Origin of the sequence: Paenibacillus sp. 2KB_22, assembly GCF_052115745.1 — a bacterium.
Classification (GTDB): domain Bacteria; phylum Bacillota; class Bacilli; order Paenibacillales; family Paenibacillaceae; genus Paenibacillus.
This window is the reverse complement of the sequence record NZ_JBFRHG010000003.1, coordinates 558953-572410: the sequence shown is the minus strand read 5'-3', so window position 1 is coordinate 572410 and position 13458 is coordinate 558953. Positions and strand designations below refer to the sequence as shown.

Here is a 13458-nt window from a genome sequence, read left to right as displayed (position 1 = left end):
TCCTTTGATTAACAAAGTTGGAACTACAACTTCATTACACTTGCCACTCCGATGACAGAATAACCTTCCGATCGCTGTTATCCCCAGATTTTTTCGATTCACTTTTACAAAGTGAAAATCCGGGGATAAAGGCGAACGCTTCCGCTTCTTCACGTTATTTCTGTCCTCTGCGTTCTCGTGTAAACAGTTGGTCCCAAATTTTATTGGCATTCCTTTTAAACCAAACAATCAATTTAAATCAAATAATCCTTCACACCAGATACTCAATTAAAATGGTCTTGTCCGCCTGTTGCAGCGGGATGCTCAGTCGGTCACCGTTCTTCAGTTCAACGCCTGAGCTTGCATCGACTGCACGACCGGATTTCTCCAGGGTACCGCCTGCGGTGTTACGAATTATAATTCGATCCCCATTGCTGGGCGTAAATACATATTTTTCGGTTTCCTTCAGCTCAGGGTCTAGCTGCAATAACTGATGCAGATGGAATCGGCCCCGGAAGGATACCAGCTTTTTATATTGTGGATATGACTTGTCGCCCGTGTTCTCATCACGAATCTCAACGATCATCTGACCGACAAAGCCCCGGTTTTTGCGTTTCAGCCAACCCATCAGGAACCAGACACCAACACCGACCACAATCAGGGCTACAACACCCAGAATGACAGGTAACCATGGGAACTGCTTGTCCTGTTCACCGCCTGGCGTGGTCGGTTGAGCACCACTTCCGGTTGCTCCGCCTGCGTTAATCGTGATTGGCGCACTTTCACGGTAGAAGCTGTCTTCTTCCGCACGGATGACCAATTCATAGTTATGATTGTCCGGTACTTCAAACGTTCCGGCAAAACCAGAACCTGTATTGTCCAAGGGTTGTTCTTCACTCTTGCCTGTATCCAAATCTTTCACGACCAGCGTGGCCTTCATATCTGCATACAGATCATTATCCTGAAGTGGCTGACCGCCATTCTCCAGTTTGGCAGCAAGATCAACCTTGTCCCCTTTGGTATAGGACTTGGTCTTAATCGGGTCCACAACGAGCTGAAGATCATAGTTGAACAGCAGGTTGATATCGATGCTGTCTTTCGGAGCCCCTTTTACCCGAAGTTTCCAGTCTCCCTCTTGGGGTTTCAACAGCTTCACGAGCGAATAACTCTTCGATGTCGAGAGCTTGGCTGCATCCGAGTTCAGGTCCACGGCTTGTCCGGAAGGGTCCGTCAATTGCACTTCCACCGGCTTCGAGGACATGATCGAGATGTTTGCTTCCAGCACACTGTCATTTGGCACGTTCACGGTAACTTCCTGATAACTGCCGTTTCCCGTTACAGAGGGCAGCTTCACCACATTGAGTTTGGCATGATCGGCGAAGATCTCACTCAGAATCTGTGGCAGATCATCCGGCGTATCAGTAATGAATGACTTGCCTCCGGTCTGCTTCGCGAGGTCTGCGAGTGCATCCTTGTTCAGCTTGCCATCCGCGTTCAGTCCAATCGTATACACCGGGATACCCTGATCCTGTGCTTCCTTCACGGATTTCGCCAGATCAGCGTCCGATTGAGCCTGTGTACGGCCTTTGGTTTTGTTAAAGTCATTGTTGCCATCAGCCAGCAGCACGATCATTGGCGAGTGAGACGGGTCTGCACCATGATTCAGTATGTTGACGGCTTCGGCGACACCAACTGAGACGTCCGTATATGGCCCCCGGCCGAGCTGATCAATAAAGTCCTTCAGGCTGCTCTTGTCCGCATCGGACTGAATCGTAAGCATAGCCTTTTCCCGCTCCACCTGATCGGTATAAGCGACAATCCCTACCTTGTCCCCTTGAACGGGCAACATATCAATAAACATTTTCATGGCTTCATTACTGATCTTGTCACGGTCACTTGTATTCATTGAATTACTTACATCGGCTACAAGTACCGCATCGATTCCGCTCGTCTGTGCCTGAGCCGCTGCAGCGTGTGGCAGCAACGCCTGAGGTAGCAGTAGCGTTAGAATGGCCAGCAGAACCATCGTTCCGCTCAGCCAGCGTATTTTGCGTGTCCGCAGCATTGGGTGTACTCCTTCACGTTTGAGATTAAAATGGGAATAGTTTATTATAGGCGTCAAGCCTTAAGGAAATCTTAACAGTCTACTAATAAATTCTGAAAAGCACCCCTATCTTGAGTTACAGTTTTGTAATGACTGACAAAAATCGACGATTTCATGCCTTGAACTGGCACAAAAGTACCAACTATGGAAATATGATATAGTTATTGCCAGCAAACTGCAATATAACAGCGCTTGTTCACCAAGCCATAGAAGGGAACGGATTATGGTTACATACGGATGCCTCGCCATATTGTTTCTTTTTGTCATTATAAAGGTAATTGCACTCCAGCTTCATCGGCGGAAACCGGTCTCCCGCGAAGACACAGATCGTACCCTCTACACTATTCTGAATGGTGAGCGTGATTGAGCATGAGTACTAAACTAGTCGTATCCATAAGACCATTTCATCGAACGACCTATGCCTATGAAAAGTTGCAAGTCTGCACACGTTGTGGACAGTATACCTGCCTGTGGGAAGATGAGTGCACAGCCTGTGGCAGGGGTACCCTGATTTCCGTTCAGGCGAAAGCGACTTCCCGTGTGAAACGTCGAATTGCACGCGACCTGTTCATTACCCTATTGTTCGGTACAGCGGCCACCTATTTTGGTGAGACCATAGATCAGACCATGGCGGCAGCCAGCGTTTCCCTGTTGCTTCTGGCATTACTGATCTTCATGCAGAAACGTTCGTTCGAGGTAGAACAGCAGCGCGAGTTGAAGCGCACGTTGCAACAGGATGAGGAACTCATCCGTCAGGGCATCAACCGCAACTGGGCCCTTGTCGCTGAAGCCCGAAAGCAGGATGAAGCACTGGCCTATGAGATGCTTCGCGAGATCGGCTCACTCGTCTACAATGACCGGATTCGACTGCAACAGGTTGCGCTGTTACAATCCTTTGTCCTGCGCAGTGATATGGATTTGCAGCTCAAGCCCTTGCTGCTGCACAGCTTCGAGCGGCTGCTCGCTGAATATATCGGTGAGATTGCACGGCTCAAACCGGATTTGATCCGAGAAGACGCGATTCGTTATATCGCTACCTATGAAGTGAATATTTTACAGCTACACAATGGAATTCAGATTCTTACAGCCGTTGCTGCTGCTGCCGTGCGTAAGAGCAAATATATTGAGTTATTCCCTAGTCTTATTACCCGCTACGCCCGCTTTATGCCCAAAGATCGATTCATGAGACTTTATCACACGATTGAACGCTATCCGAGCAAAGCACGCGGAGGACTGGCGGAGTCGGTGGGCCGGGTGTATAACGAGAAATATCGAGATCAATACGCAGATGTTCAGCTGTAGGGATGATACATTGAGAACGAAAAACGTAGTTTAGTGCAAACTCATTCCCTGTATATAGACGAGTGCAATTTCATCCACCCCTGCATGCACTCAGCATCACAGATTCGAGGGTTATGATTCTAATGATATAAGAATTCATCCAAAAACACCCCATCCTTAGGTCTAGGATGAGGTGTTTTGTAATTTATGGCAGTCTGCCGAGTGCTGTCCGCCTTACATGGTCAAAAAGAAAAAAGACCCGAATGGCATTTCACATGGAATAAACAGGCGTGCAAACAGGTCCTCGGAGACGACCAAAACAATAAGTGCAAACGATCATCTGTCCTGTTGAAAAAGGGTCGCGACGTGGTTCCGTCGCGACCCTTGATCTTGAGGGTTCGGTACATCTGTACCCGAACCCTCTCCTACGTGCCATGCCAAACGCTGTGGCATGGCATAGTGCCTGCGCAAGTGCGGCTATATCGCCGCTTGCGCCAGAAGCTTTACCGTCCGCGACGAGAATCGCGACGGTCGCCCTTCGCCGGTCCGCGTCCTGCGGATTCCGGACGGCGAGAGCCTTCGCTGCTGCGCCCGGAGGTGCGCTTGTCAGCACTACGGCCTGCCCAGCCGCTGCTGCGCTCATCGCCACTGCGGCCCGCACTGCGTCCGCCTTGGCTCGCACCGCGGCTACTGCTGCGGCCACCTTGGCCTGCTGCACTGCGACTGCTGTCGCTGCTGCGCGCCGAACCACGGCCTGCGCTGCGCTCTTCGCCACTGCGGCCGCCGCTACGACCACCACTGCGTCCGCCTTCACTGCGGCCACCTTCGCCACCGCGGGAACCACGACCCCCACGTCCGCCATCTCTGCGATCGTTACGGCCTGCACCGCGACGGGCGCTGCCTGTTCCAGAAGAGCGTCCGCCTCGTTCGTCATCCCCCTGACTGTTGATGGAACGTCTAGCTGCTCCTGTTGAAGCAATTGGACCTTCGCTCGTCCACTGGATACGGGACAGCTTCTGGTCAATACCTTGTTCAATACGCGCAAGTTCAGGTCTGTCGTGCTCTGTTGCAAACGTTACAGCAAGACCAGTACCGCCTGCACGGCCCGTACGACCAATCCGGTGGATATAACTTTCCGCATCATGCGGCATATCGTAGTTAAATACATGCGTTACGCCTTCAACATCAAGTCCACGTGCAGCTACATCTGTAGCAACCAGCACTTGCAGTTTGGCATCGCGGAACGCTTTCATTACGTTCTCACGCTTGGATTGGGACAGATCTCCATGAAGTTCATCACTTGCATAACCTGCTTCACGCAGATCTTGGTTCAACTTGGATGCACGACGCTTGGTCCGGCAGAAAATAATCGCCAAGTATGGGCGATACGTATCAATCATGCCGCGAAGTGCTTCAAGCTTGCCGCGATCCGTACATTCCAGCACCTGCTGGCGAATTTGTTTGATCGGGATAACCGATTGGGAGGATACTTTTACATCTTCCGGATCTTTCATGTAGGTCTTTGCCAGGTGGCGAATGCCCTTCGGCATCGTTGCTGAGAACAGCATCGTTTGGCGTTTGTGTGGCAGCTCGCTAAGAATCGTCTCCACATCGTCCAGGAAACCCATGTGCAGCATTTGGTCGGCTTCATCCAGCACCAGTTTTTTGACATTATTCAGCTTCAACGTGCCCCGGCGCAGGTGATCCAGGAGACGACCTGGTGTACCAATAACGATCTGGGTGCCGTTCTGCAATTTACGCAGTTGCTTGTCCACATCCTGCCCGCCGTATACGGCAAGCACGTGCAGTTTATCGTCGTTTGCCGTGAGTTTCTTCGCTTCTTCCGTAATTTGCAGCGCAAGCTCACGCGTAGGCGCGATAATCAACGCTTGCGGCGAACGGTCAGATACATTAATTTTCTGAATAATCGGCAGCAAAAAAGCCAGCGTTTTCCCTGTGCCTGTCTGTGCCTCGGCGATAATATCGCGTCCACCCAGCAGTACCGGAATCGAACGCTCCTGTACCGGAGTCGGCACGGCGATGCCCTGATGTTTCAGGATCTCGCACCATTCCGGGCGAATGCCCAGTTGTTCAAAGTTTGCCAATCGTTACACCTCTGTATATTCATTTAGATAAGTCCATTTCATAATGACTTCAGTATCAGTATCTGCCATCAAGACTAGTTTTCCTTATATCAATCATGATTATGAAATGAATTTTTTAAAAAGCAATCCACTCGTTGCTCTTCTTCTCCATACCCTGTAGTTTACACGTTAGTCAAGCAAAACAAAAGGGGATACAGCGTTACCCCCTAACTTGTAGCACAAAATCCCAAGATCAGCGCAACTTGTATCGACCAAGTGACTTTAAGTCGGGTAGTAAGAGACTCTAAGTCTGCCTTCAGGTTGCTGATCTGTGGATATGACCTAGCATGCCTCAGGCTCTAATAAAAAACAGCGATGCCCTCTCCCCGATTTCCGGAAAAAGTGCGCCGCTGATTATAAATTATCTTTTTATGTTATCTATTCGCTGTTTACTTCGTTCCAACCAAGTTACGAACCGTGCCCACTCGCTGTGGCAAACCCACTCCGTTCAAGAATACGGGAGCTTTCCTCGTTTAACCCGCGTAGGTGCACGGTTTTGCCTAGCTTCGCGTATTTAAACTTCACTTTGCCAATAGCCACAACCGCAGTGTTATCCCAGATATGTGAACCTCCGAAATCAATCGTGATCTCCTTCGGGTCAGCCTCTGCATCAAACTCATCCACGAAGCGGGACGAAGAACCGAAGAAGAACGGTCCGTGAACCCGGTACACCTTCTGTCCTTGTTCCTGGCTCGCCTGTACGCGGATTTTGGTCTGTTTCCAGCCAAAATGCAGTACACTGAGCACAACGCCGACCATGACCCCAATCGACAGATCGTGGGTATAGACCACAATTGCCACCGTCACAATCATGACAAAGGCTTCCGCTCGCGGAACACGGGCAATATTTTTGATGGAACTCCAGTCGAACGTTCCGATACACACCATAAACATCACACCGACGAGCGCACCCATCGGTACCTGCTTCACCACACCGCTGAACAGCAGCAACAGGATCGCAAGAAACGCACCCGCAGTGAACGTGGACAATCTTCCACGCCCACCAGACTTCACATTAATGACAGACTGCCCGATCATCGCACAGCCGCCCATACCGCCAAACAAACCGTTCACGAAATTCGCAATACCCTGACCACGCACCTCACGATTCTTGCTGCTCTTGGTCTCAGTCATCTCATCCACGATAGTTGCGGTCAGCAGAGATTCCAGCAAACCAACCAGTGCCATGGTAAATGAATAAGGCAGCAGAATCATTAGCGTATCCCAAGTCCATGCAATATTCGGCAAGTGGAACATCGGCAGAGTGCTCGTTATATTCCCCATGTCGCCGACCGTTCTTACGTCCAGATGAAACACCAGGGTAATAATCGTCATCACGATGATTGCAATCAGCGGAGCTGGAACGCCTTTGAAGAACCGCGGCAAAATATATACGATCGCCAGCGTGCCCGCCACCATCGCATACATAATCCAGTTCGCTCCCGTGAAGTGAGTTAACTGCGCCATAAAGATCAGGATAGCCAGTGCATTCACGAATCCCGTCAGTACCGAATGAGGCACAAACGTAATAAATCGCCCAACCTTAAATATGCCTAGCAGAAACTGGATAATGCCCGTCAAAATCGTAGCGGCAAAAAGATATTCCACCCCATAATCCTTGACGAGTCCAACCATCAGTACCGCCATCGCACCGGTTGCCGCCGAGATCATACCGGGTCTTCCACCTGCAATCGAGATCACAATCGCAATGGTAATCGAAGCGTACAACCCGACCATGGGATCGACTCCTGCAATGATGGAAAAAGCAATGGCTTCCGGAATGAGCGCCAGCGCTACCGTAATCCCTGCTAACACATCTCCGCGAATGTTGCCGAACCATTGTTGTTTTAAAGTATTCATATGTTCTCTGCCGTTCCTCCTACATGTCATTACTCGAATTGGAAGATGACCCTGAAGCGTAACGGAAGCATTCACCACTGATCAATACTCTCAGCAATTAATGAAAGTGTGTGAGACAGCACAAAATAGCGGATTCTTCTCCGCACAATTGTCTATGCATCTAAGTTACATGCTCATTCACCACTCCTATCGTATGGATAGTTGGATGAACCATCATGTCTGTTTTCCGTTCCAGTGTTTTTTGCTTCTGTTCCGTTACAACGATCAGTTATCTTCCTTGTGTGACATCCTGGTCTGCTCCAGATGCCCATGGGTTTCCCTCTCTCAGAAAAACCGGGTCCGTTATTCTACTGACCTATTATTATAGTCAGAGTATGTAATAATCACTAATACAATTTCACTGGGAAAACATTCACTTATCTCTAATTATCTTAATTTTCCTATCATTTACTCTCCCATGCTATACTCATAAAATTTTAACAGCTATACAGCAATATAGTTTTCTATTTTCTCAACAGTGTTATACATGCCTATCTTTAGGTGCACGAGCTTTCTTAATCCAATAAAGCGCCAGATATACCATCGCTACAAAGACTGTTGCCGATAAACTAACGAATACCGCATCCAACGTTATTGTCCGAGTCAGAACATAATAAGCCAATAGACCGGTTAGAAACGTTAAGACCAGGTTGATGATCATTTTTCGCACAGTGAGCCCTCCGATTCTCTTCAATCATTTCGTTTTCTCAAAAAATAACCCGCAAAGATCCTTTGAAGAAAGTCTCTTTACGGGTATTCTCGCGATACTATGCTAGAATCTTCCTGATTTGAATATCGAATAGAGCAGGAAAGCCACCATCAGAATCGCCACCAGGAAACCAATCTCAATGACCGGAATATCCCACAGCATCGTGGACTGATGACTGATCGACGAACCGATAATTAAACCCACCATGATGATACAAAAGGCAAGTAACACAATACTGAAGGACAGCCGATTACTAATCTGGTCCATTCTGCGCATGAGTGCATCCAGTTCAGGGACACTAATCTCCAGCCTCAGCTTGCCTTTGCTAATAATGGATGATAACTGCCTTAACTGCCCTGGCAGACCGATGACACTTTCGGCCATATCAGCCGCACTGCGGAACAACCGATTCTTGATTCTTCCTGCGCTAAAACGTTCCTTGATCAGCTTCCGCCCAAAGGGCTCGGCCATATCTACGATGCTCAGGGAAGGATCGAGATGTTCGATCACACCTTCCATCGTAAGCAACGATTTGCCAAGCAGCAGAATATCGGCAGGCATGACCACCCGGTGCCTCTGGGCTACGCCGAACAAGTCGTTTAACGCCTGACCCACACTAATCTTGGAAAAGGGAATATCGTAATATTTGGTACGCAACTTGTCCAAATCCACATGAAGCCCACGCAGATCCATGTCATCCGGCATCATGCCGAGCTTCTCAATGGCCCGGATCATACTGTCCGTATCTTTGCGCATTAACCCAATAATAAGCGTAGCAAGCTGCTGTTTCATCTCATCGCTCAGACTGCCCACCATGCCGAAGTCTATAAAGGCAAGACGTCCATCCTTCAATACCATCAGGTTACCCGGATGTGGGTCAGCGTGAAAGAAACCATGAATAAAGATCTGATTCAATAATGAGTCCACCAGCCGCTCAGCAATATTGTTCAGATCATGGCCGCGTCTGACCAGTTCTTCACGATCATTGAGTTTGATACCTTCGATATACTCCATAGTCAGCACACGTGACGACGTCTGATCCCAGTAGATTGCCGGAATTTTCACCTTGTTGTCCTGTTGGTATTGCTGTGCAATCTTTTCCGTATTTCGGCCTTCGACCGTATAATCCAGCTCGGCCATCAATGCCTGAGCGTATTCTTCTACCATTTGCGGAATCTGATATTGCTTCACCCAATCCCAGCGCTTCTCGGCCATGGCTGTCAGCTCACGCAAAATATCCAGGTCACGCTGCACAATACGCGATATACCCGGCCGCTGGATCTTGATGGCTACCGATTCACCGCTTCGAAGTTTGCCCAGATGCACCTGTCCAATGCTGGCCGCAGCTACAGGGGTATCCTCGAACCGGGAAAAGATCTCCTCCAGCGGTGTATCCAATTCCTGTTCCAAAATACCCCGTGCCGTCTCGGAAGAGAACGGCGGGACCTGATCCTGCAACTTCACCAGCTCGCGAATGACAGACTCAGGCAATAGATCTGCCCTTGTACTTGCGAGTTGCCCCAGCTTGACGAAAGCTGGCCCCAGCTCCTGCAGCACAAGCCTGATGCGTTCACTCAGCGTTTTGGTGGTATGTGCTTCACGCGACATCCACCGTCTGGGCAGAGCCAGCAACTGGAACAAGCCCAGCTCCTCGACCATATAACCGAAGCCATGACGCACAAGCGCCATGGCAATTTCACGGTATCTGCCGACATGTTTGATTCGCACTGCCATCTACTCGATCTCGTTTCCTTTGAGAGGAGGAGGAACTTCAAGTGGAGCCGGGGATTCATCAGGTTGAAGCTGTGGTGAGTGGCCCAGTTCGGCAAGTTTTTTCTCCAGAACGGCAACGCGCTGTTCCAGACTGGTTACATCGCTTTCGGATGCCACACCCGCTTCCTGAAGCACGCGCTTGACTTGTTCCTGAATCACTCTTTTGAACTGGCCTTGCTCTTCATCGCCCCGTTCCATCAGGCGTGCAACCAAAGCTTTGGATTCACCGGGCGCAAGTTCCCCGCGCTTGACCAAATCATCCACGGTTTTCTCAATTTTTTCTTTGCTTACGACAGTAAGTCCAAGCCCTAACGAGATCGCCTTTTTGAACAAATCGCTCATTTTTGTCATCCTCCTCTTCGTTGATCTCTATATTATACCCCTTATACTCCGCATGCAAAAATGTCAGTCCGATCAGACGTAACGTGCAGCCCATTTACCTGCCTGCAGAAGTAACTTGCGGTACGTTTCGTGTGCAAAAGACGGTACATGGTGACCCGGCATAAGATAAACAATACGTCCAACACCATATCGATGAGCCCAAACCGCAGGCTTCGGTCCATCTTCGGATTGATATTCCAGCAATATCTTCGTTTCGGCAAAAGAACCAAACTCGAACTGATACGGCTCTTCTTCCATTGTGAAATTCGTAATGCCCTCCGTCACTGGATGGCTTTCTCCCGTTACAGTGAATTCAAGTGGTGCATAAGCCGGATGATGCAGGAACTTGGCACCGATCATCTGTTTGAGTTCATAACGATTTTGGAGCGAAATGCCATTATGTATAATGACCAGTCCACCCCCATTACTCACATAGGACAACAAACCTGCTGTCTGCTGTGGAGAGACTTTACCCTTCCAATCGTCCATGTATGAGATACACACATCAAATCCGGTTATATTTTCTTGCAGCAACATATTTCGATTCTCACTGCATTGTACAGTCATCGTATCATGGAAAATCCGGCTGATCTCCGCATCCACACCCTGAAGCGGGTGCCAGTCCGGATGTGTATAATCGCCTAGTAGCAATGCTTTTTTACGTTGATCCATTCAATCAATCTCCTTTCTTGTTCACCTCACTGTATAAAACCAACTACCAGGGGAGTTTCTCTCCCTTGTAGTCCACATATGCGGGTTGATCTCCTTTAAATTGTTCATGGCGGTCGATAAGTACTGCGATATGCTGTGCAGATTGCTCGGGCGTGAGATCCGCAGAAGCATCCAATTCGCCCCGCATATAACTCTGTACCCAACCGGGATGCACAAGCATCACTTGTCCGCCTTCATCCTTCAGACCATTGTGCACAAGACGGGCCTGCATGTTCAAAGCAGCTTTGGACATACAATAGGCATACCACCCATCCCGACTGCATTGCTCTATACTTCCAGCCTCAGAAGAGATATCAACAATCAGCTTGACCTGTCCTTGAAGAAGGAGGGGTAACAGGGAATGAGTCACACGCAGTGTACCTAAGGCATTCACATTAAATACTTCAGCCATCTCCGCCATATTCAACGGCCCGCGGATATGATCCGTAATACTCCCTAGTATAGCCGCATTGTTGATCAGCATATCCAAATGATTCGTATCCAGCTTCAATGTCTCCGTGAACAGAGCCACCGACAGGTCGTCCGCTATATCCAATTCGATGGCGCGCAGATGGCCAGGGTATCCTTCTGCAAGCATGCGAATTCCCTCGGAATCTTCCACGTCCAGACCAGCCGCATACACGAGATACCCTCTCTTCAGCATCTGTGCCGTCAAAGCGAGACCCAATCCCCGAGCAGCTCCCGTTACACATACGGTTCTCATCATGATGTCCCTCCCTCGCAAAATGATTCTGTCTTTTATTCATTCCACATATTCATCTGAAAACCTTTAATTCAGAATGGGATCGCCAACTTCACGACCAAAGACTCATGAGGTAAAAGAAAGATTAGAGCCATTCTGCTTATTGAATTGAGCGGTTTATTGCTCTGTTATTATTCCTGACCCATATCGCTCCTGCCGAAAGGCCACACAATGTTCCACCCACCTTCGAGCGGCTGCCGGGTAAGAGCCCAGATGAACGTGCGTATACCCGGCCACGATGTTGCCTGCGGCATATCCCTCTTGCTTCAGGCCACGTAAACCCTTGGTCTCATACGCATAAGGGATCGTTTCTTCATCACGATAGGTCATCGTGGAATAATGAAATTCATGACCTCGAAGTACTTCACCCTTTTTCAGCAAAAACGAATCCTGAATGCTACTGGCTTCACGGTATCCAAGCGCAGCCCGCTTCTTCTGCATCTGCACCTGTGCGGGGATAATACCCGCCATGTGGAAGGTGGCACCCTCACGGTCGGTTAACGTTTCCCCGAGCACCATGTAACCGCCACACTCGGCAAATAAAGGCATGTTAGATTGTGCCGCCTGTCGAAGTCCTTCCAAGAACCCTTGGTTACCAGCAATCTCTGCTGCAAATTCCTCAGGAAATCCACCACCCAAATAGATGCCATCGACATCCGTTGGAATATCTTCACCAGCGAGCGGACTGAAGTATTGTAATAGAGCCCCGGCTGCTTCGAGCAATTCCAGATTATCGGGATAATAGAAATTAAATGCCGCATCGCGCGCAACGGCAATAACAGGCTTTACTGCATATGATACATGTCGATTATTAACGTTGGTCACTGAAGCGGAATGTGAATCGTAATACAAGCCTGATTCAGCATGATCTGAATTCGTGTAGACAGTGGTTGAAGGGCTCATTTCTTCTGCAATGAGCGGCGGGGCACTTGCTGCCAGATCCAGCAGAAGATCCAGATCCGTGCCTTCCATCAGCACATCGGCAGCCCGTTGGAATAATGGCTCCAGTTCACCGCGTTCAATGGCAGGCACCAGTCCCAGATGTCTCTCCGGGATGGACATGTCCTCGTCCCGCTTCAGCCAGCCAACCACCGGAATGCCGCACATCTGCTCAATGGCTTTTTTCACAATGGTATAATGACCTGCACTTCCACAACGATTGACGATCACTCCGGCAATATTTAATTCAGGCTCCAACTGTTGAAAACCCAGTACAATCGCGGCCGCACTGCGAGCCATGCTGCGTACGTCCACCACCAGGATCACAGGGGTCTGCGTGACCAGAGCAATCTCTGCAGTTGAGCCTGTATTACTGAGCGGATCTTTGCCATCATAGAGGCCCATAACGCCCTCGATAATGGAAATATCATGTCCGGCTGATGCCTTCTCGAACATATCTCTCACATACTCAGGCGAGGTCATCCATGCATCCAGATTACGTGACGGTCTGCCCGTAACGGCGGTATGATAGGTCGGATCAATATAGTCCGGGCCGCATTTGAACCCTTGTACGCTCAATCCACGTTGGGCGAGTGCTCTCATTAGCCCCAAGGTTACTGTCGTTTTCCCTGCACCACTTCCGGTGCCTGCAATGATCAGTCGGGGTCTGGCGTTACGATTTGCAATGCTCATTGTCATCTCCACCTTTATGTCTTTTCTTCTATATAACAAAAGCTTCTAATCGAAGCACTATCAAGGATGAACCATTCGTGTT

Annotated in this window: 11 protein-coding genes; 2 read left to right on the top strand and 9 right to left on the bottom strand. The window is 49.3% G+C overall.

What is annotated here, in order from left to right:
- Window positions 1–250: 250 nt before the first annotated feature.
- The gene (locus AB4111_RS21400; protein ID WP_442033139.1) at window positions 251–2044 is read right to left on the bottom strand and encodes a vWA domain-containing protein; all 1794 of its coding nucleotides are present in this window, start codon (window positions 2042–2044) and stop codon (window positions 251–253) included.
- Between the two features lie 262 nt (window positions 2045–2306).
- Here AB4111_RS21400 and AB4111_RS21395 point away from each other — a divergent pair, with 262 nt between their 5' ends.
- Together AB4111_RS21395 and AB4111_RS21390 are read left to right on the top strand one after the other, a co-directional pair.
- Window positions 2307–2450: a hypothetical protein gene (locus AB4111_RS21395; RefSeq protein ID WP_165980303.1), complete on the top strand. Its 144-nt coding sequence runs from the start codon at window positions 2307–2309 to the stop codon at window positions 2448–2450.
- A 2-nt stretch (window positions 2451–2452) separates the two neighbouring features.
- Window positions 2453–3385 carry a hypothetical protein gene (locus AB4111_RS21390; RefSeq protein ID WP_442033138.1) on the top strand — a complete coding sequence of 311 codons (933 nt, stop codon included), beginning with the start codon at window positions 2453–2455 and terminating at the stop codon, window positions 3383–3385.
- Window positions 3386–3867: 482 nt separating this feature from the next.
- Here the strand turns inward: AB4111_RS21390 and AB4111_RS21385 are convergent, their stop codons facing one another.
- From AB4111_RS21385 to AB4111_RS21350, 8 genes are all read right to left on the bottom strand, one after another.
- Window positions 3868–5469: a DEAD/DEAH box helicase gene (locus AB4111_RS21385; protein WP_442033137.1), complete on the bottom strand. Its 1602-nt coding sequence runs from the start codon at window positions 5467–5469 to the stop codon at window positions 3868–3870.
- Window positions 5470–5916: 447 nt separating this feature from the next.
- Window positions 5917–7368 (bottom strand): SulP family inorganic anion transporter, encoded by a 1452-nt coding sequence (locus AB4111_RS21380; RefSeq protein WP_442033136.1) that lies wholly within the window; start codon window positions 7366–7368, stop codon window positions 5917–5919.
- 520 nt (window positions 7369–7888) lie between these two features.
- Complete coding sequence (locus AB4111_RS21375; RefSeq protein WP_442033135.1) at window positions 7889–8077, bottom strand: hypothetical protein; 189 nt, start codon at window positions 8075–8077, stop codon at window positions 7889–7891.
- 102 nt (window positions 8078–8179) lie between these two features.
- Window positions 8180–9850 (bottom strand): ABC1 kinase family protein, encoded by a 1671-nt coding sequence (locus AB4111_RS21370; protein WP_442033134.1) that lies wholly within the window; start codon window positions 9848–9850, stop codon window positions 8180–8182.
- Window positions 9851–10231, bottom strand: a complete 381-nt coding sequence (locus tag AB4111_RS21365) for a phasin family protein (protein ID WP_442033133.1) — start codon at window positions 10229–10231, stop codon at window positions 9851–9853.
- A gap of 72 nt (window positions 10232–10303) precedes the next feature.
- A complete protein-coding gene (locus AB4111_RS21360) occupies window positions 10304–10942 on the bottom strand; it encodes a ThuA domain-containing protein (RefSeq protein ID WP_253441472.1) in 639 nt (212 codons plus the stop codon).
- A gap of 43 nt (window positions 10943–10985) precedes the next feature.
- Window positions 10986–11708: an SDR family oxidoreductase gene (locus tag AB4111_RS21355; protein WP_442033132.1), complete on the bottom strand. Its 723-nt coding sequence runs from the start codon at window positions 11706–11708 to the stop codon at window positions 10986–10988.
- Between the two features lie 153 nt (window positions 11709–11861).
- Window positions 11862–13376, bottom strand: coding sequence for a cobyrinate a,c-diamide synthase (locus AB4111_RS21350; RefSeq protein WP_442033131.1), 1515 nt, complete (start codon window positions 13374–13376; stop codon window positions 11862–11864).
- Window positions 13377–13458 lie beyond the last annotated feature (82 nt).